At 54.0% G+C, this 19,712-nt stretch carries 18 protein-coding genes and 1 pseudogene; 12 read left to right on the top strand and 7 right to left on the bottom strand.

What is annotated here, in order from left to right; genetic code table 11:
- Positions 1-174: 174 nt before the first annotated feature.
- On the bottom strand, positions 175-945 hold the full coding sequence (locus LIW51_RS23620; RefSeq protein ID WP_227377529.1) for an ATP-grasp domain-containing protein: 771 nt from the start codon (positions 943-945) through the stop codon (positions 175-177).
- A 48-nt stretch (positions 946-993) separates the two neighbouring features.
- Entirely contained in the window at positions 994-1,281 is a 288-nt protein-coding gene (locus LIW51_RS23615) for a hypothetical protein (RefSeq protein ID WP_227377528.1), read from the bottom strand.
- A 152-nt stretch (positions 1,282-1,433) separates the two neighbouring features.
- Here LIW51_RS23615 and LIW51_RS39470 point away from each other — a divergent pair, with 152 nt between their 5' ends.
- The 6 genes from LIW51_RS39470 (at position 1,434) to LIW51_RS23595 (ending at position 7,027) form a co-directional block, all read left to right on the top strand.
- Complete coding sequence (locus LIW51_RS39470; protein WP_368411835.1) at positions 1,434-1,592, top strand: hypothetical protein; 159 nt, start codon at positions 1,434-1,436, stop codon at positions 1,590-1,592.
- Positions 1,589-1,819: a DUF7576 family protein gene (locus LIW51_RS40060; RefSeq protein ID WP_438267383.1), complete on the top strand. Its 231-nt coding sequence runs from the start codon at positions 1,589-1,591 to the stop codon at positions 1,817-1,819. The genes LIW51_RS39470 and LIW51_RS40060 overlap by 4 nt, the downstream gene beginning before the upstream one ends.
- Before the next feature lie 932 nt (positions 1,820-2,751).
- Positions 2,752-3,855: a branched-chain amino acid ABC transporter permease gene (locus tag LIW51_RS23610; RefSeq protein ID WP_227377527.1), complete on the top strand. Its 1,104-nt coding sequence runs from the start codon at positions 2,752-2,754 to the stop codon at positions 3,853-3,855.
- Between the two features lie 135 nt (positions 3,856-3,990).
- Positions 3,991-5,364 carry a branched-chain amino acid ABC transporter permease gene (locus LIW51_RS23605; protein ID WP_227377526.1) on the top strand — a complete coding sequence of 458 codons (1,374 nt, stop codon included), beginning with the start codon at positions 3,991-3,993 and terminating at the stop codon, positions 5,362-5,364.
- 77 nt (positions 5,365-5,441) lie between these two features.
- Positions 5,442-6,266 carry an ABC transporter ATP-binding protein gene (locus LIW51_RS23600; RefSeq protein WP_227378256.1) on the top strand — a complete coding sequence of 275 codons (825 nt, stop codon included), beginning with the start codon at positions 5,442-5,444 and terminating at the stop codon, positions 6,264-6,266.
- Positions 6,263-7,027 (top strand): ABC transporter ATP-binding protein, encoded by a 765-nt coding sequence (locus LIW51_RS23595; protein WP_227377525.1) that lies wholly within the window; start codon positions 6,263-6,265, stop codon positions 7,025-7,027. Before LIW51_RS23600 ends, LIW51_RS23595 begins: the two co-directional genes overlap by 4 nt.
- A 38-nt stretch (positions 7,028-7,065) precedes the next feature.
- On the opposite strand, the gene LIW51_RS23590 is transcribed toward LIW51_RS23595, so the two are convergent.
- A complete protein-coding gene (locus LIW51_RS23590) occupies positions 7,066-8,331 on the bottom strand; it encodes an ABC transporter substrate-binding protein (RefSeq protein ID WP_227377524.1) in 1,266 nt (421 codons plus the stop codon).
- 383 nt (positions 8,332-8,714) lie between these two features.
- Here LIW51_RS23590 and LIW51_RS23585 point away from each other — a divergent pair, with 383 nt between their 5' ends.
- Complete coding sequence (locus tag LIW51_RS23585; RefSeq protein ID WP_227377523.1) at positions 8,715-9,212, top strand: right-handed parallel beta-helix repeat-containing protein; 498 nt, start codon at positions 8,715-8,717, stop codon at positions 9,210-9,212.
- 154 nt (positions 9,213-9,366) lie between these two features.
- Here the strand turns inward: LIW51_RS23585 and LIW51_RS23580 are convergent, their stop codons facing one another.
- Positions 9,367-10,506 carry a glycoside hydrolase 5 family protein gene (locus LIW51_RS23580; protein WP_227377522.1) on the bottom strand — a complete coding sequence of 380 codons (1,140 nt, stop codon included), beginning with the start codon at positions 10,504-10,506 and terminating at the stop codon, positions 9,367-9,369.
- Between the two features lie 571 nt (positions 10,507-11,077).
- On the opposite strand from LIW51_RS23580, the gene LIW51_RS23575 reads away from it, so the two are divergent.
- On the top strand, positions 11,078-12,907 hold the full coding sequence (locus LIW51_RS23575; protein WP_227377521.1) for a hypothetical protein: 1,830 nt from the start codon (positions 11,078-11,080) through the stop codon (positions 12,905-12,907).
- Positions 12,908-13,011: 104 nt separating this feature from the next.
- Entirely contained in the window at positions 13,012-13,872 is an 861-nt protein-coding gene (locus tag LIW51_RS23570; RefSeq protein WP_227377520.1) for a Rieske 2Fe-2S domain-containing protein, read from the top strand.
- Positions 13,873-13,931: 59 nt separating this feature from the next.
- Here the strand turns inward: LIW51_RS23570 and LIW51_RS23565 are convergent.
- Both LIW51_RS23565 and rtcA read right to left on the bottom strand, forming a co-directional pair.
- Positions 13,932-16,055, bottom strand: a pseudogene (locus tag LIW51_RS23565) (adenosylcobalamin-dependent ribonucleoside-diphosphate reductase).
- A gap of 396 nt (positions 16,056-16,451) precedes the next feature.
- On the bottom strand, positions 16,452-17,486 hold the full coding sequence (gene rtcA, locus LIW51_RS23560) for an RNA 3'-terminal phosphate cyclase (RefSeq protein WP_227377519.1): 1,035 nt from the start codon (positions 17,484-17,486) through the stop codon (positions 16,452-16,454).
- A gap of 148 nt (positions 17,487-17,634) precedes the next feature.
- Between rtcA and LIW51_RS23555 the strand changes: the two genes are divergently transcribed.
- Entirely contained in the window at positions 17,635-17,949 is a 315-nt protein-coding gene (locus tag LIW51_RS23555) for an MTH1187 family thiamine-binding protein (protein WP_227377518.1), read from the top strand.
- Positions 17,950-18,066: 117 nt separating this feature from the next.
- On the opposite strand, the gene LIW51_RS23550 is transcribed toward LIW51_RS23555, so the two are convergent.
- Positions 18,067-18,507 (bottom strand): ester cyclase, encoded by a 441-nt coding sequence (locus LIW51_RS23550; RefSeq protein ID WP_227377517.1) that lies wholly within the window; start codon positions 18,505-18,507, stop codon positions 18,067-18,069.
- Between the two features lie 386 nt (positions 18,508-18,893).
- On the opposite strand from LIW51_RS23550, the gene LIW51_RS23545 reads away from it, so the two are divergent.
- Positions 18,894-19,178, top strand: a complete 285-nt coding sequence (locus LIW51_RS23545; RefSeq protein WP_227377516.1) for a hypothetical protein — start codon at positions 18,894-18,896, stop codon at positions 19,176-19,178.
- A gap of 175 nt (positions 19,179-19,353) precedes the next feature.
- Positions 19,354-19,695, top strand: a complete 342-nt coding sequence (locus LIW51_RS23540; protein WP_227377515.1) for a DUF2267 domain-containing protein — start codon at positions 19,354-19,356, stop codon at positions 19,693-19,695.
- The last annotated feature ends 17 nt before the right edge of the window (positions 19,696-19,712 follow it).

Here is a 19,712-nt window from a genome sequence, read left to right as displayed (position 1 = left end):
TCTTCACATTACAAATCAGATTTCAACGAGCTGTGTGAAGACGTCAATCAGGTTATTCCCATCGTTTGCATACCATTCTGAACCTCTTGACAACGGTGTCTGCTTCGAAGGCAGAATCACAGTCGCGGAGCGTCGAAGATTCGCGGAAGAGTAATCAGTAGCGATGCGACTTTATCAGTGTGAGATAGCCTCACGAAGACAGGTTTCGTACAGTTGGACAGCATCCGATATCCCTTCCAAGCTCACAACAGGATTCACATCGATTACGTACGCTGCCTTATGAACCACAATGTCGAGTTCGAAGAGGGAGAGATCAAAAACGTCGGCGACTCTCCGTGTCAATTGTCGAAAATTCCTTGACGTGGGTCTTTCAAGCGATGTCCCATCTTTCCAATGATGTTTCGCTGTCCGTATGGCTTCACCAATCCGAAATACTTTGTAGCTTTGTCGGGGCACGATATATCGCTGCACGACCTTTTCCCCATCAAAAATATAGTCGTCTGTGAACAGAGAATCGAATTCATGACCGTGGAAGTCCAGTTCGTTGCGAGGCTTGACGAGAACTGGTGGATTGAGCGTGATCTCGTCGTCAGTTCCGAACTGAAACTCGGGAACAGTAATACCCGCTTCTTGCAATCGCCGTAGTTTCGCCAACCGATCGGTCGTGACGGATACCCCTTGATAAGAGTTGATAGTTGCGGCTCCGTTCTGACTCGCTCGCTTCAAGTCCTGGATAGCTGCGTGATGCCAGTGAGCCATGTGGTAGAGATCCAATTCCATTGAAGACAGATTTGGATGCGTAGTATCAGGACGAAGGATGTGTACCGTCGCCCACGACCGAAGCCGGTGAATTAGCCGGTCGAAGAGGTTTTTGGTCAACGGAGGACATGGATCGACAAACACCGAAATGCCGATCGTCGGCGAATGATCGCCTACTGAATCCATGTTCTCGAGAGCGTGCGACGGCTAGCCATATAACTTTGCGGCCGGCAACTACTCGCGTCTAACGTCGGTCACCTCGCCGAGTGTCTGCCAGTCTTTTTGGTTCGGCTCGTACTTGCGTGCCTGCGGCGCAGTCCACTCCCCGTCGATTCGTTTAGCCCGTACGTCGTATCTGATCCGCTCGTCCTCGTTATCCGGCTCGAGTTCGACGCGCAGTCGCTCCTCAGGATCGAAGTCAATGACGGTCGCCTCTCCGCCGATTGTCGTCCCATCTACGGTCCGCATCTGAACGGAATCTCCGATTTCAAGTTCGTCGAGGGTTCTGACGGTGTCGTTCATCAATCAGACGGATAAAGGGTTTTGAGGCGAATAAATCGCACGGCCTAATCACCCTCGGGCTGCTTCGATGGTATCGCGGTGAACACCGCTCGACAGCGGGAATTTATTTGCTCGTCACGGTTCAATGGTAGTTGGGGGACTGGCACCGCAGGATGCGGGACGAGGAATCGCTCGAATTGGTCGCTCGGCGGTTCGACGAGCAGCCAGTATTGAAAGGCGACACCGTCCGAGTAGCGTTCTCTCGAAAATCATCAGTCACTCTGCAGCAGGCCGAAACCGCCATACGGATAGTCGTTGACAATAGGCTATGATTGAAAAGAGAACGGCGGTAGAGAGTGATAAATTCGAGGCTCAGTACGTTGGTTGTGTCTACTGTTCAACTCTTATCGATCTCACTGAATCCCATCCCGTGATTTTTCGAGAGGAGTCGAATGAGTTTGATGAGAGAGTCTCGGTATCATGTCATTTTTGTTCGAACCATTGTCGAACACAATGGAAGCTTGCGAAAGGGTATGACCCCGATAGCGCAGCTTATTGATTTCCATACAAACAACGTCTCAAGGTACAATCGCAGGCAAATGCCCGAAATAGAACTGACAGATTCGGTGTCGACTGAAGCTAAGCCGATCCACACGAAAAGAAGAGGAAATAGTGTGCTAACCCAACAAGCGTACGTTCAATTCGATTGGTCGTCTGGTTCTTGGGAAGATTCTGGAACGCTGTGGGCGAACGATTTGCGTTGCGAAGGCCAACGGTATACTTTACAGTGGTAGGCGTGTAATGGTATGTTACTGATTGGTAATCTCCCCTGATTTCTAAACGACTGACGTTGTTCTTAGAAATAAGCAGTCTGTGACGATTCTATATGAAATAGAGTTGATATTCACTACAGCCTAACGTTCCTGTCATTAGACTAGGTTGCCGTCTGCTACTAAAGGACGGATATTTCACAACGCAACGCGAAAATGAATAGCTTTGACTACTTATGCGCCTCTTTTCCTATCCCGAAAGTAGCGTCGATAAATCGATGATGATCCTTATCAGTATGAGGGAGGGACTGAGTACCTGACCATCTATCGGATATACCTAACTGAATTTGTAACGTATCATGTGAAGTGGCGGAAAACGATTTATCGCTACACATCAAATTAGGTATGGGGTTACGGCCAACTCGATTACGACCGAAGCCAGCGACCTCATACCCATGAGATCAAGTTGGTCGACCCCCCAAGGGGAACTCATCGCCTTGATAACTCTCGATTCCCCTTGTGAAGGTAACGTGGTTTTGCTGGCGAGAGGTTACACACTGCCGGTAGGGCTGTGAAGCGATACCGAGTACCCTTACTTACCGTTAGGGATTCCAATCGAAATCATCCGACACGATGTGGAGTAGATTGCAAGGCGAACTGACCCAGATTAGTGCAAAGATATTTACTTTTACACCTCTCTTCCCTTTGTGAGGGAGTTCCAATGAAAATGGGGGAAGCGTATATTCAGGGAAAACAGATCTTCGTAGAGCGATCACTCGAAATCGGCATCATACTAATCGGCGCTTTGCTCATCTTTGATCTCGTCTCGAAGCTCATTTCTGGAACCGTAACTGGGCTCACGCTTGCTCTCTTTCTGAAAGACGGGATCGTCATCGGGCTCATCATCGGGCTCGCCGGAATCGGACTATCGATGACGTACAGCATCCTCAACTTCGCGAACTTCGCCCACGGCGATTACCTCACTGCCGGTGCGTTTGCCGGTTGGGTGACGACGTATCTAATTGCTGGGTTCGGTAGAATACCTGCCGGCGATTTATTCTTGGTCGGTGTCACCGGAGGTGCAGACGCGGGAAGCGTGGGTGCAAGTGCTGTCGCAACACCAATGGCGGTTCTCGCCGGATTCGTCGTCGCAGTTCTGTTCGGTGTCGGGCTTTCGCTTGCGATCGATCGTATCGTCTATCGACCCATGCGCGGCCAGAACGCCATCGCCCTGCTCATCGCGAGCATCGGCGTGGCGCTCGCGCTTCGATATATTTTCGCGATCGTCTTTGGAACTAGTCGCACCGGGGTCACGGGTGGGACGCTACCGACGTACACCGTGCCGGTAATTAACCTTATCATCAGCGCACACGAACTCGTGTTGGTAATCATCGTGTTATCGATGATGGGGGGCGTCCACGTGTTACTCCAACGGACGAAGCTCGGCAAGGCAATGCGAGCGATGGCCGACAACCCCGATCTCGCGCGTGTGACCGGTATCCAGACCGAACGAGTGATTCGTGCGACGTGGATCATTGGCGGAGGGCTGACGGCCGCTGCAGGCTACCTGGTTGTCCTCGAAACCGGCACCATCTCGTTCGATTACGGATGGACACTCCTCTTATTGATCTTCGCGGCGGTTATCCTCGGTGGAATCGGTTCAGTCTATGGTGCGGTACTTGGCGGTCTCACGATTGGTATCGCGAGCACGCTGTCGTTGATCTGGCTTCCCTCCGAGTTCACCTACGCCGCTGCCTTCGGTGTCATGATCATCATCCTCGTGATAAGACCGTCGGGGCTCTTCAGCGGGGTGACGACGGCATGATCGCAATCGATTCATGGAGAGGCGTCCTGGGTCGCTCACATCGTCTTCGTCACGACGACTGGGAGACGAGCCGCTCGTACAGAACTATGACGTTCAGCTGGATAAGACCGTACGCATCTGGCGAGGTGGTGTGTGATGAGTAAGAGCACTGAGCGCGGGCTAATCCGCATGCCTGGAGGTGACGCTGGATTGATTCTCGGCGTGCTATTCGCGCTGTATGCCGGATTTACGCTGATAGGCGTACTGCTAGGGCTGGATGCCAATGGGTTAGCGAGTACTCTCCAACGAATCACCTTCTTTGCGGCCGTCTATGCACTACTCGCACTCGCGCTCAACCTTCAGTGGGGGTACGCCGGCTTGTTCAACATTGGCGTCGCTGGCTTCATGGCTGTCGGCGTGTACACGATGGCAATGCTTACCGCGCCAGTGAACCCCGAGGCCGGAGGGGTTCCCGGTCTCGGACTGCCCCTTCTCGTGGGAATCGTTGGCGGAATGCTCGCCGCAGCACTCGTCGGGGCAATTACGGCGTTACCCGCGCTTCGGTTGAAGGCTGATTATCTTGCGATTGTCACCCTCGCACTCTCGGAGATCATCCGAATTACCTACAATTCAACGAGTCTTCAGACGTTCTCGGTCGCTGGAATCAGGCTTGGAACCGGCGCTTCCCAAGGAATGCCACTGCCGTCGAATCCGATCAACGCATTGTTCTACAGCAACGCGAGGAGTCCCGCATCGCCGCCAACTCTGCTCGGCGAAGCCGTATTCGGGATTTTTGGACCGTTAGGTATCGAAGGGACGACCGTCGTCGACTGGGCGTACACGTTCGTGCTTATCGTCTTCGTTGGCCTATTCTACGTGGTGTTGAGTCGCGTCGGCAATTCGCCGTTCGGTCGAGTGTTGAAAGCGATCCGCGAGGACGAACTCGTCGCAACATCTCTCGGGAAACGTACTAGCCGCTTCAAGATCAAGGTGTTTATGCTTGGATGTGCGTTCATGGGTCTGGGCGGAATTCTCTGGCAGGGTAGCCAGTCGTACGTCAGTCCGACCAGCTTCCTACCGACTTTGACGTTTTATATCTTCATCGCCCTCATCATCGGCGGGGCAGGCTCCAACACCGGCAGCGTAATCGGTGGCGCATTGTTCGTCGGCCTCCTCTTTGAGGGGCCGACCTTTGTTAGGCGGCTCGTCGATCAGCTACTCTCCCTCGGTGATGCCCCGAATACGTTTGTCGCTGCCGTCGCGCCGTTAGCGTCTCTCGACGTTGTCCCGCTGTTTTCGTTTTTGCTTGCGAACCTCGCTTCGTTCCGCTTCGTGTTGGTGGGTGTCGTACTCGTCTACTTCATTCAAAACAGACCGCAGGGGCTGCTCGGCCACCGCAAAGAGATTGCCTCTAGCGTCGATCTGTCTCAACGCCAGCCTCAGCCTGGGCGGGCCGATGGTGGTCGAACGCTGAACCACTTCGGAGAAGATCGCCCAAGAGAAGAATTCAACGATGGTGAGCAACGATGAGAAACCCCATAGATGAAACTACGATTGAATCAACAAGAATCGATGAACAACGTCAAGTCGAGACGCCCACGATAGCGATGGATGGTGGGGCACGTACGTCGGAAGTTGAACGACCATCGGAGGATCTAACTGAGGTTCGCCCACTTCGGGTACGAAACTTAAAGAAACATTTTGGTGGGGTGACCGCCGTTGACGGCGCGAGCTTCGACGTAGACAGGAGTTCGCTGACTGGTCTCATCGGTCCAAATGGGGCAGGCAAATCGACGACGTTCGACTGCATCACTGGCGTCCATCGGCCTGACGCCGGTTCGGTTTATCTGTACGACGAGGAGATCACCGGCTTACGGCCGTACGCAACCGCCGAACGCGGTGTGGTACGAACTTTCCAAATCGCCCGCGAACTGAAGGAGATGACGGTGCTCGAGAACATGATGCTCGCGCCGAAGAACCAGCAGGGCGAGCGACTCTGGCGGACGATACTGCCTGGATCTCGTCGGAAGGTCAACCAGCAGGAGCGCGAACTTCGCGAGCGCGCGTGGGAAATGCTCGAGTTTTTCGAAATCGATCATCTCGCAGGGGAGTATGCGGGCAACCTCTCGGGCGGCCAGCGAAAACTGCTGGAAATGGCGCGGGCGCTTCTGATCGACCCAGACGTACTATTGCTGGACGAACCATTCGCTGGGGTAAACCCGGTCTTGGAGGAGAAGTTATTGGAACGGATTCACAACCTCAGCGAGCAGGGCTACACATTCCTCCTCGTCGAACACGACATGGATTTAATCATGAATAATTGCGAGCGCGTGATCGTAATGCATCAAGGCCGAGTCATCGCAGACGACGTACCCAAGGTAATCATGGAGGACGAGCAGGTGATCGACGCGTACTTAGGAGCAAACGTATGACCACAGGTAAGATCGAATCGAATAGTTACGAGCAAAGCGAGGACGGCCACGAATATCATGATAAACTCATTATCGACGGGCTCAATGCTGGCTACGGGGACTTACAAATACTCAGTGGTGTCGATCTCAGCGTGAGCGCCGGCGAGTACGTCGCGCTCGTCGGTCCGAATGGGGCCGGGAAGTCCACGGTTCTCAAATCGGTCTTCGGGCTCACAACCTACATGGGTGGACGGATTACATTCGACGGTGAGGACATAAGCGGCCTCTCTCCCGATGCGATCATTCGCCGGGGAATCAGCTACGTTCCCCAGAATGAGAATATCTTTCCGGCACTGACGGTTCGAGAGAACCTTGAGATGGGTGCATACATCCTCGATTCGGTGCCAGAAGGCGCACTCCAGGAGGTATTCGAGCGGTTCCCGATCCTTAAACAGCGTCAATCACAGCGCGCTGGCACACTTTCGGGCGGGCAACAACAGATGGTCGCGATGGGACGGGCACTCATGCTCGATCCCGATTTGTTGTTACTTGACGAACCCTCTGCAGGACTGGCACCTGACCTCGTCGACGAAATGTTCGATCGAGTCGACGTTATCAACGATGCCGGAACAGCGGTGCTGATCGTCGAACAAAACGCGAAGGAGGCGCTCAAACGGTGTAACCGTGGCTACGTGCTCACCCAAGGGCAAAACCGCTTTGCTGACACCGGCGAGGCCTTGCTCGCGGATGATGATGTTCGTCGAGAATTTCTTGGTGGATAAACTGAGATGAAGGGAAGCCTAAATCGACTATCGCCAACTTATCCTTGTCCTCCGCCTCCGCCTTGCCCTTGGCCAGCCTGGAATTCGATGAGGTCTAGTTGTCTGAGCTGACCGCCTTCCGTGAAGGTGAAGATCTCGTACCCGGCCGACGTGATGTCGCCGTTATCGTCGAAGGTGACGCTGCTCGATGCGCCCTGATAGTTGATCTCATCACCGTTAGCGGCCAACGTAAGCGCGTCGGGGAGGGTGTCGGGACCGACTTTTTGTCCAGGCGGATTCGCGACCGTCTGCATGTTGTCTCGGATACTCGGCCCGGAATTCTGCGCACCGCCAGTGATGTTCGCGAGAATCTGGATGGCGGTTGCGTCGTATGCTTGGGCAGTGAACACGCCCGGTGGCCCCCCGGTTTCATCCTCATACAGTTGCGTGAAGAACTGCTTGGCCGGTCCAGCAGCGGACGGCGCCGTTCCGATGACGTTCGTTAGGGGCTGACCGACGTTACCGGGTAGTGCGGTATCACGCAATCCGTCGGTCACGAGAATTTGCGTGTCGCGACTGTAGCTGGAATAGTAGTCGCGGAATAGCTGATTCCCGCTTTCGGGATAGGCGATAATCAACAGCGCATCTGGCTGGTTTGCCATCGCCTCCTGCAATTGGGCGGCGTATGACGATTGTGCCTGTTCGAAGGCGACCCGTGCCGGAACTTGCCCGTTGAACGACTGCGCGAAACTGTTCGCCAGCGCTTGTCCATAGGAGTTGTTGACGTACATAACCGACACCGACGATGCGTTCACGCGATCCGTGGCGACCTGTGCTAGTACTTGTCCTTGGATAGTATCGCTCGGGCACGTCCGCCAGATGAAGCCGTTATCCTGCAGCCCTGTAATCTCTGGTGACGTACTCGCGGGCGAACAGCCGACGACCTGGTTTGGGATTAAGGCATTCTGAGCGACTTGGATCGTCACTTCTGAAGACGCTGCACCGGTGATCGATGGATACCCGGCATCGACGAGCGCTTGTGCCGCGCTGATACCGGCCTGTGGATCGGTTTGGGTGTCTTCAGCCTGCGTGTTGATCTGAAAATTCGTGTCGGCGTCGTTCAATTGCGTTGCCGGCAATAGTGCAGCATCCCTGATCGGTCGGCCGACCGATGCTAGGTCGCCCGTTACGGGTTGTAATACTCCGACTCTGATTTGTTGTCCTTGTTGTTGTCCAGAGACGCTGCCGGCATAGCCAGCAAGGCCAATGGCGCTCGCTACCCCCACCTTCTTTAAGAAATCGCGTCGTTTGGTACTCTCTGTCATACCAATAGAGAGTAATGTCGCCTACCTCTATAAGTATACCTCACAAAGGAAAGAGAGCCAAAATAAAAATATAGTACTTCTATCAATATACTTTAAACAAATCTCCAATATTTGTATTATCACGTTAAGAAACAAGTAGCTATAGAATTTAGCTAGTCTGCTTACCAAGTCATCACAGTCGAAACTTGGCAAAAGCGGTGCTTTGGCGGGATGTGGTCGGCGGTATAGAGCTGATATCCGCAGGTGGCCGCTTCAATGATTTCGCCTTTTATAATTTATCGACGAGCTATCTGCAGACATTTCCGTTTTGAGAGACTGGTCAGAATACCTTTCCCAATTACAGAATAGATATGAGCAACAGCCTCAGAGGATAATCAACTCGTATGTCGTTCACGAAGCAAATCGATTCACGGACCCGAATCACACGGCCGGGAATCTACACACTTGGTCAGGATATACTGCGAGGAGGTGGAACCTATATCTCAGAATCCTGCATCCAGATCGCATCGGACAATGTCGTCTTGGATGGAGCGGGTCACACGATCGATGGTCGCGGAGTAAGTGACACGACGGGTATAGTGGCAACGGCCCCAACCGGACTCGAAAATATTCTCGTCACGAACGTAACGGTAACCGATTGGGATCGGGGTCTCTACTTCAAAAACGTCGCCCGTGGAGTCGTACACAACGTTCACATCATCGGCAATGGGTACGGCACCTCGTTCGAAAACGTCCGCGACATCGTACTAAATGACTGTCGAATCTCTGGCAATTTACTCGGGATTGGACTTGATTCGCCGAGCGACACTACTCTACGGAACATTACCATCGAGTCAAACCACGGCCGAGATGTGTTTCACCGATCTGACTGCGAGACATAAAGCAAGCGTTGTTGTGAACTCCCGACGTAAGCTGAGACGTTCAGCACCATCCGCGACCAGGTTCGGGTAGCTCCCAGAATTCGTCTCAGACGGTGGTGCCACCAACTTGCGGAAAATTCGAGCCTACAGCTCGCTCTTCGAAAGAAGGAGATTGTCAAGGCAGTTGTTCGGGTATCCGTGCCGCCCATTCCGGCCATTCTTTGCGTTCCTCTCCGTCAAACGCCGGATCGCCAGACATCGCCTTGAGTGCCCGTGCGTCGTCGAGACTCCATACGGCTCCGTCTTCGTGAAAGAGACCGCTAAGCACTCCATTCTTGCGCTGGGGTTGAACCCACGCTGGCTTGACCATCAGTGACCAAAAGAAGTTGCCGAGTCCGGCACGGTGAATTAGTGGGGCAAGGGATGAATAGTTAGGGGATTTCTCACCTGCCTTCGGCTCCGAGGTGAACCCTCGACCGTGCCGGGCTCGCTGCCATTCGGTTAGCCACACCGGTTCGTCGAGTTGCGTCGCCAATTCGTTTACCTGGCGGAGCATATCCCAGTAAGTGGCCCGGTCACTGGGAAAATTATAGTGAAACTGGATGATTTCACTCCCCCAATCGACGTACTCGGTATTGTTTGCGATGCTAGTCGATCCGACGGTTAGTGGGATGCTCGCTCGCCATCTTTTGAGCGTTTCGAACATTTCGTGGGCGAACCGCTTTCTATATGGTTTCCATCCCGGTTCGTTCATCACTTCGATACCGAGCAATCGGTCATCGTCGCCGTACACCGCCATGAACCAGGCGACAAACTGTTTCGGTGTTTCCCAACGGTGCGGGTTTTGAAGGACATCCTTTGACGGTGAACTGACACCGGTAGCTGTGATCGGATTGGTATTCGTCAGCCGTTTCTGCGTTGGATCCATTCCGACCCCATCGAAAAGACCGAGGAGAACCGAAAGACCGCGATCTTCCGCGGCTTCCAGGAAGTGATCGAGAGCTCTCTTCTGAGCGGTCGAATCCTCCACCCACGCCTCGTAACACAACCACGTCCGAATCGCATTCAGATTTACATCCGTTGCATAGTCGAAATCACGCTCAACGACTGCCGGTTCGTAATCGTGCCACATCTGGTATAGGTTGAATGCCCGTGCAGGGACGTAAATCGCCCCTCGGGTCCCAACCACGTCCAATTTTCCGTGCGGCGCCCCGCCCTCAGTACGAACTGCCTCGTCGGTGGTGTTGAGTCGAGAGACGCAGTTTTCGCTTTTCGTCTTCTCGTCGATACATCCAGCCACCCCTGAAAGGGTCATGGTGGCCCCTAATACGAGGGCATCTCGGCGAGTGAGCGAATTGACAGCCGGCTTACGCGGATGAGGTGGACTAGTCATGGCTTTTCGCCCCAGCTCCGTGTTCGGTATTGAGCTAAACTCCGACTGGCGATCGTAGAATAGTCTGATACCATCGCGAAGCTACCAGTGATGTTCATGTGTTAGGTGCCATACGGATCACTTGGGGAAGTTCGATCGAATGTTCGTGATGCTTTCAAAAAGGATTTCTGACCGGTTCGTCGAAAGATGTCATGTTCACTCCCTTTTCGCCAGAGCCCATTTGCTAGGTCATCTATGTGATGTTGATTCGTCGTGCGATTTGTTCGCTGGTTCCTCGTTGATTTAGGTAGTCGTGTGTTCGGTGGTGGGTATACAAGGTGTCGATGAAATCGCAATGATGAGATTGAAATCGCGGAATCACGAGTTAACGATGATTGAATGCAGGTGTTCGTACACTGCACAAGGTGCGACGACTTAGCCGGAGTTGCGTCGAATCACATCGCCATACTGAATCGGAATCTATTTAAATTGTACGCCATCATTGAAACTCGCTATGGCACGCGAGAAGGAGAACAACGAGCCGTTACTCAATCGACGCTCGTATCTAAAGACGGCTGGAGCGGTTGCGACGGCTATTGGGTCGGCAGGATTCACAGCTGCTTCCGTGACATCACCAGAAACGACCAGAGAAAAGTCGTCCGAGGTCACAAACGGAACTCCCCTTGAGAAGATAACGTGGGAGATTGATCGGACATGGCGTGACGTATTCCCCGAGGAGTTCGGAACGGATGAAATGCCAGCACTTTCGTTGTATCGGTGGCAGATGGACGCCCAACCATTCAGGAGTGCGGCAGAAGGTGCTGGCAATATGATCGGAAAGCATCTACTCACGGGGAACGACGTCGGTCAAACCATCAAGGCGGGCACGATGACTGTCTCGAACCGTTCGGGAGGCTTTGGAGCGATGGGTTATGAGCCTCGCTGTCATCCAATCGCGCCATTTTTCAGCGGAATGCTCCGCGTCGAGGAGTACAGTGGGACTCGCGGAACGGTAAGTGATGCATCGAACGCTGGTATCGGACTCGTTAAGGACGACAGCAACTATCTCTGGGTTGGGAGTGATGTGGCCGCTAACCAATTCCAGTTATTCGAGAAGCTGACCGACGACACTGGGACGACTCATACGAAAACAGTGGCGTTCGATACGGACTACGCCCTACCGTCTTCTCCGTTTGATTTGTACGTCATCTTTCAGGGCGATTGTGTCTCCTGTTTGGCCCGTGAAGCGGGCGAGAAGAACGGCTGGAAGTACTACGGAGACGCCCACATTGGGAAAGCTGGGACAAGTAACACGCTGTATGACTTCTTCGATAGGCCGACATGGGAGAGTTTCAACCCGTACGTCCATACGGCGTGTGGCGGTGGTGAAAGCGTCACGCTCAGTGATTTCGAGTTGTTCTATTCGTACCAAATCGGAGTCCGTGGCCCGGTTCCGGTCACCTACAAGGACGGAGCGCCACTCATCAAGGATGATAAGCTCTACTGTGCGCTCACACCAGGGGCGATTAACCATCGAGGATTCCAATCGATAGCAACCATCGATCTTGAGACGTTCAAAATCGAAATGAAATCTGTTCTCTTCGCGGAAGCCAAGACTGACTATATCTCGAATTACGTCGCGTCACACGTCATTTATGACGATAAGAACGACGACTTCACGATAATGTGGAGCGGATTCGGAAACGGCCCGAACGACCCGAAACAAGATGACAGCTTCCAGCGGATTTGGGTGACGCATACGGAAGAAAATATCCTCAGTGGGACACATTACTTGGAAGCTGTCGACTCAAACCTGCCGCGGAGCAATTCCGTGGGGAACGGGGGCTACCACGATTTCAACGGCATCTATGACGAAGATGCCGGGAAATGGCGTGCGGTCTTTAATTCCGGTGGAATCGACGAGGTGTCAATCGCCGAGACGACCGATGACTCGTTGACTAGTGGGTGGACGGTACTCGATTCATATCACGATTCGACGAATCAGATCGAGGGTGGCCGGATTGTTAGGGTCAACGGTGAGTACAAGGTATTGTACGCTGACCCCACGATGTCAGGTCAGATGGTGAGTTGTGACTACCCGACGGTCTCGACGAATCGGACGGGTTTCGACTTGGAAGTGGACACGAATGATGAAGCTCCGCATCCATCGGTCGTTCCGGTTCCGTATGATGACGGGACGAAGTACAAACTCATCACGATGGACGAGACGAAGATCTATGATAAGGCAGAGACGTCTCACGGGGCATTGTGGATGTACGAGGCGACGGAACAAGCTGACGGATACGAGTTTCCAGAACGGACAACACCAACGTTTGAGAACTAACACTTGGCGACAGCCAACCCTCTCGGTCTACTTTCAGCGAGCAATTTTGATGAACTGGTCACAACAGATTAGCTGTGATAGACGTAAGTACAGAGTGAACTACCATGTCTTCTGCAGATAAATATCCAGAGAGTTCGTCACGCCGTCGCTTCGTGAAGGGTGTGGTCGGAAGCGCAGCGTTAGTTGGTATCGGGACGGGAACTGCAGCGATGATGAAGACCGCGACTGCCCCAACTGGTGCTGGCGGTGGTCTCACACAGTACTATGGAGTTGAGAGCGTCGCAGGGCCTGCTCCGCGGGGGATGCCACAGATTCCCGTTGAGATAGACGACAACGGAGATTTGAAAGGTGTTTGGCCGGAAGTGAAGAAAATACAAAAAGGAGGCCGGACAACCACTGTCGCTGAGCAGAAATTGGGCGGTGTCACGTACTCTTCGGAGTGGTTCCAGTATTGCGGCGTGCAGACATATCCTGGCATTGAACCCGACGCAGACCAGGACAATTTCTTCCGGTACACGACGTCACAATACGAGTGGCAGTCGCAGGATGTCTCTGAGGGAGACAAGGTAAACATCGACGATTTCTCCGACTACACGACGTGGGGGAACGGCATTGGCAAGTCAGGACTCGGGAAACCGGCCTCTGCAACTTGGCGATCACAGGATGTGCCGGCAAGCGGAACGATTCCCATCCAAATCATTCGGAGTCCTCGAATCGAACAGGCCGCGAAAACCAATCAGTGGTTACAGGCCAGTACAGCTGAGGGATTCATTGCCATCTTGGACAAGTGTACGCACTTCTGTTGTGTCCCGCTGTTCAAAGCTGATCCTACGAGCGCGAAGTTCAACGCGGAAAACGAGATCTACTGTCCGTGCCACCAGTCAGTGTATGACCCGTTTTCCATCGAGAAACTGTCGTTCGTCGCGCTTCCGAGACCGACAGGTTCGACCAGTTCCGAAGTTTGATTGCCGTATGTAAGGGGCTGCGAGCGCCACCCGCCTATTGGCCCTTGTATAAGATGGATTCAGAGCGGACAGCAACGCGCTTCTTCCGGACGACCGCCGGATTGAACGAGTTCGTCGGGTCGGGTCGTCAGCACCTGAACGCGCCGCGACTGGTCACGGTAGGCAGTCAAACCCTTGCAACCGAGGTCGACCGCGAGGCAGAAAGCCTCGTCCACCGATTCGCGAGTCGCGTCCGCCGGGAAGTTGATCGTCTTCGAAATCGCGGCGTCGACGTGCTCTTGAAACGCCGCTTGCATGGGGACGTGGTCTGTGGGTGTGACGTCGGCTGCAGTGACGAACGTCTTCGCGATTTCGTCGGGAATGGAGAGGCTCTTCGGGCCGGTAAACTCGCCCGCTTGGAGCAATTCGAGTGCTTCCTCGGCGACCGCGTCCGCATCGAGGCCATTCGCCGTCAGCACTCGGAGGAAGTAGTCGTCGAACTCGACGAACGCATCCTCGCCGCGTACGTCCTCGGCGGCGTTCCGAAAGTAGACGACGTTGAATAGCGGTTCACAGCCGCCGGATGCGTCGGCGATGATGCTTGTTGTCCCAGTCGGCGCGATGGTAGTTGTGCTGTGATTGCGGAGTTCAAATCCATCTGGCCAGTTAGCAGCCCGCCGGCCGGTGTGGCGCTCGAACCACTCGGGATAGTCGATCGGCGTCGCATACTTCGACTCACTCCACGTCGGAAACGCACCGCGTTCCGCGGCAAGCTCGTGGCTCGCCATCGTCGATTCGGTGTTCACGTACGTCATCACCTGCCGGGCGACCTCGAACGACGGCTCACTTCCGTAGCGAACGCCGAGCTGGAGCAAGAGATCCGCAAAGCCCATGATGCCGAGACCGATCTTCCGGAGCTGACCTACGGTTGCCGCGATCTCCGAAAGCGGGAACTGGCTCGCCGTTACCACGTCGTCGAGGAATCGCGTCCCGTCGCGGACGACCCGTCCGAGCCGGTTCCAGTTGAGGGCCTGCTGGAGGAACTCCTGGACGACCGAGGCGAGGTCGTCCCGAATCTCCTCCCGAAAGTCGGGCCACGGCGTCGCGTCGTCGGCGACCATCAACGAGAGGTTGACGTGCCCGAGCGTGCACGCCTCGAAGTTCTCCAGTCCCTACTCGCCACACGGGTTGGTCGCTGCGATGGAGTGATCGGGACGGCGGTTCACATCGAAGGAGTGGTCGGCGTTAGTCGCGTCAATCATGAATAGTCCTGGTTCACCATTGTGCCAGGCGCCGTCGACGAGTAACTCCCAGACGAAGCCAGCCGGTAGCATCATCGGTTCGCCGACGGCGAGGTCGGTTTCGCCGCGGTACGCCTCGGTGCCGGCAATGTCGTCGGCATGGTCTCGCCAGAAGTTCTCGGCCACCATGGTCGGCGATGTGTCCTCGTACGCGGCGCTGTAGAACTCCGCCGTCCGCTCGGTCACCGCGTGCTGATCGCCGGTCCGCGGATTGATCAGCGGGTACCGATCGCCTGCTTCGACCGCCGCGTAGAAGTCGTCCGTGATGCCGACCGAGACATTGAAGTTGGCGAGTGCCTCCTCCCGGCGCTTCTCGACGCAGAACCGTCCCACGTCGGGGTGATCAACCCGGAGGACGCCCATTTGTGCGCCGCGCCGCCGCCCACCCTGGCGAACCTCGCCACAAGCAGCATCAAACACGCGCATGAACGAGACGGGCCCGCTGGCGACGCCCCCGTTCCCGACGCGGTCACCCGCTGGGCGGAGCTCCGAGAAGGAATAACCGACCCCGCCACCCGTCTGGAAGATGCGCGCAGCCTGGCCGACAGTGCTGAAGATCGAATCCAAGTCGTCTTCAGGTGAGACGACGAAACAAGCTGCCAGCTGTCCACGGTCGGTCCCGGCGTTCATCAGCGTCGGCGAGTTCGGTACGAACGCCAAGTCGGTCATCATGGTCTCGAACCGGGTGGCCCACGCGTCGGCGTCGCCGCCGTGCTCGGTTTCAGCCGCCGCGACACCCTCCGCCACCCGATGAAATAGTTCTTCGGGCGTTTCGTTGGGATATCCGGACGCGTCGCGGCGGAGATACCGCGCCGGAAGCACTCGCTCATACGCGTTGTCATTCAAACGCTCGCGGAGGGTGTCGCCCCGCACCCGCTTTTTCGGAAGTACGATGTCAGTCATCCCAAATCCCCAGTGCTCTGGCGTCCCGCACTAACATAGCCGTTATCCCCGAGGGTTGAACACCATCCAATGTCGTTCGTCGCCGCGCCGCCACAATTCCTCGGACTCAAAGGATCAGTTGTCGAGAATTGCCTTGGAAGTCAGAAAATTATGGTAATCAAACACTTGATACATTTACTTGGAATCTCCTCCAAAATATGCTCTCTGGAGTGGTCACTTGCAAGAAACTATTCGAATATATCTTCGTCATTGCTTAACGCGAGGTCAGTCCCGAGTTTTTCCGAGTAGAGTTCGCTCGATTCAAAAGTGGTTGTACCTATACTGACCGTTTGCTTCTCATGCTTTTAACCCACCAATCTAATCAACATACTAATTGATCTACGAACATTCTTCTGCTTAGATTCGACGTCGATTTGTTTTCGAACGTTCGAGAATGGCGGCGCCGTTTGCTTGGCGCGTCAGGCGAATGGCTCCTCCAAAGGCGGCAATAACATCGAGATTCGTCTCTACGTGATCCGTAACCCACGGAATAGTTACGATCCCACTGATGAGTGCGAGAAACACTTGAAGCTGATCCGCCATCTTCTCATCAACTACTCCATCACGCTCGTGAATGGCTTGGAAGCGAGTAACAGCTTCTTCAGCAACTGTTTCAGAGGGTTTTCCACGTTCGCCAAGCGCGTCAAATCCAGTCAGCGTCTCGTCGTATACTCCTCGAAGGAACACCGCCGATCCAGGCGAAGCTGTTTCGACATAATCGACGGTCGCTATCTGAGCGGGGAGAGTGAGGTTTTCCAGACGCCGGGCCGCTTCGTGGGCCTGTCGCTGTGCGACATTCCGAGCAGCCAACTCATTCGACGCCTTTGAATAGATCTCCACTGTTCGAAGGTCACCGCGTCGTCTGAGTTTGATTGGTGTGGGAGCGGCTGGATGCGTTCGAAGCGTTATGCGACCGTCACCGGCCGGATAGAAACCAGTTCGATGAACATTAATCCTTGCATCAAGCCCAAACCGAGAGAGAAGATGGAGTTTAACCCAACGGTGGTAGTCGACCGTCGGAGCCCATTTTACATCAGTCCCACCAGTTACTGTCAGTTCGAACGGGTTCTCGAAGGCAAGCGTGATCGGCAAAACGGTCTCAACAATCATCGTCACACTACCGGCTGTCGGCATCTCGACAGCAATATTTTCACTGTTGAGACTTCCCGGACGGAACGTCAATGATTGTGACCCCACAGCAGCTCCTTCGAATTCTGCGTTACAGAGCCTCGCAACCGTCTCGGTTGCGGTTACGTGCTGACGTTTGAGCCCTGGAAATGGTCGAAAGCGCCGAATATTACGCATCTGGAACGCCTCCCCATAGAGCGCCGAGAGGCTGAGTGCTGTCCTGAGAAGTTGTCCACCACCACGTTTGCCGTTGATCTGGATCATATGCTACCATTCCTCTATGGCCGAACACGTTTCCCCCGCGAGGATCACTTCACTTTGAAACCACAGCTCAGCCGGTGGGTTATCGTCTGCAGGCAGACGATCTTGAGTGGCCCTCACAGTTTAGAGTCTGTATCTCGTGACGGTGTGTATGACAGTCCTTGCATCACTCAGTGTGACGCCGATTCCGAAAGCCTCGATGGCCGAAGATGTCGCGGCGGCGGTCGAAGAACTCGATGAGTTCGATGTTTCATACGAAACGAACGCAATGGGGACAGTGATTGAAGCAGATGATATCGACGAACTATTTGCAGTGGTGAAAGCGGCCCATGAGGCTGTCGATGCCAAGCGAGTCAGCACCGTGTTGCAGATCGATGACGATCGAACGACCAATGAACAAGCGGATGAACAGGTGGAATCCGTCGAGGAGGAACTTGGTCACGAAGCAAAAAGTAACTCTGAATAGTAGTCTAACCACTATTCAGAGATACCGCTGAACTCATCGACAGGAAGGCTACGCAGGTGCATCTGCTGGATCTGTTTCAATGGCCTTCAATCTCGTGTAGTTTTGTGGATGAAACTGCTATGATCCCCCGGTTGGCGGCGTGATCGGTAGCTCAACGTCGAGCTGTTGGAGGAGTGTTGCAGAGTCGTAGACAGTCCAGACTTCGTTGATCCGACCGTCATCGACGCGCACGATATCAATGCCTGAAAGATGAATCTCATTCTCAGTCGGTTCAATACCCCAAAATTCACCTTCGTGGGTGCCTTCTGCGGTCCATCGGACGGCGACACCTTCATTCGTTGCAAATAAATCATCAATCGTGAATTCGACATTCGGAAATGCGTCATGGAATGACGTGTAGTAGTTCTCAACCCTGTTTCGACCTCGGATGTCGTCCAGATGAGGATCGTGAAGCACGATATCTACATTGAGAACATCGTCGAGGAGATCGTAGATTTCTTCACCAGTAGCTTCGTAGAAGTGACGGATCGTGTCTTGGTTTTGGTTGTTAGATGACATAGTGGGATCTCAATACGGATACTATGTTCGGAGATATAGTGATTTGGGGTGGTATGGCGTAGCAGCGACAACCGCAGACCCACCTGCTATAATACTAAATCAGCAATCGAAGATATTTTAATGTTGTCAATATCAGTCGGTTAATTTCCGTGTGCGTCGAGATTCGAATGTGCTTACCGTCGATCATATGAACGGTCGGCATTCCCATCTCGATTTGCAGTCAGCGCATCCTCCCTGTGCCGGGCAAACGCTCCAGAGTCTCTCTAACGTATTCTCGACGGACGACGACTGGCCCAAGAATCCTTGGTCAGTGGGTAGCCAGGGCTCTTCACCAGCGTTGTTGGCTAGCCAGAATCACCATTTACTGCGAATCCGTACTATTGACCATGGGGGACAGAAATGATACACAGGAAAACGAGGAGAATCTCTCGCCTGTGGGGTCGGGCAGGGTTGACGTCCTGTTCGACGAAATCGAGGCAACAATTGAAACACTCGACGGATTCAGTGACGAACTCGGGAACATTCGCGACAGAATCAAGACGAACGAGGGCGAAACATCCGGCCACGTTCGCAACCGCATCAACCAAGATGCAGATCAACTTGCTGAAGAAGCCGAAGAGGAAACCGAACGATTGCGCGAAGAACTGCAAATGTTGAAGCGGACCGTCTGAGCGCACCGACATCCGCGTGGAAACCAATCAATCCTGCATTCGGCCGAACACATGGATGAGAAAGCCCTATCTAATTGTCCGATTATTATTTATTCTTCATAGCGCTAGTAAGAGAAACACACTCAACTACCTTGATCGTGTAATCTCTGTATCGTCTGGATGGCGCATGATCATCATGAGGGAGGAGAATTTCTTCGAAGCTGTCCAGCAACGAGCGTATCTCGATTCAACCGCAGCGGTACGAGACGTAACCGTCGCTATACTCCAAACCTTGGGTGAACACCTCTCCGAAGGACAAGAAGACGACCTCGCTCCCGCCCTTCCAAATGAACTCACGGAGGCACTCATCGGTGCCGCTCCGCGACCAGCGGAATCGTTTTCGTTCGAAGAGTTCATCGAGCGGGTGAGCAACCGGGCGGGACTCGATGAATCAGATGCCCTGCAGCAGTCACGGGTGGTCTTCACCGTTCTCGCCGAAACTGTCGGATATCGAGAAATACAAGGTACACAGGAATAGTAACAGTCGAATTCGAC

Origin of the sequence: Haladaptatus halobius (assembly GCF_020618475.1) — an archaeon.
Classification (GTDB): Archaea; Halobacteriota; Halobacteria; order Halobacteriales; family Haladaptataceae; genus Haladaptatus; species Haladaptatus halobius.
The sequence above is the reverse complement of the archived record's forward strand: the minus strand, read 5'-3'. Positions and strand labels throughout refer to the sequence as shown.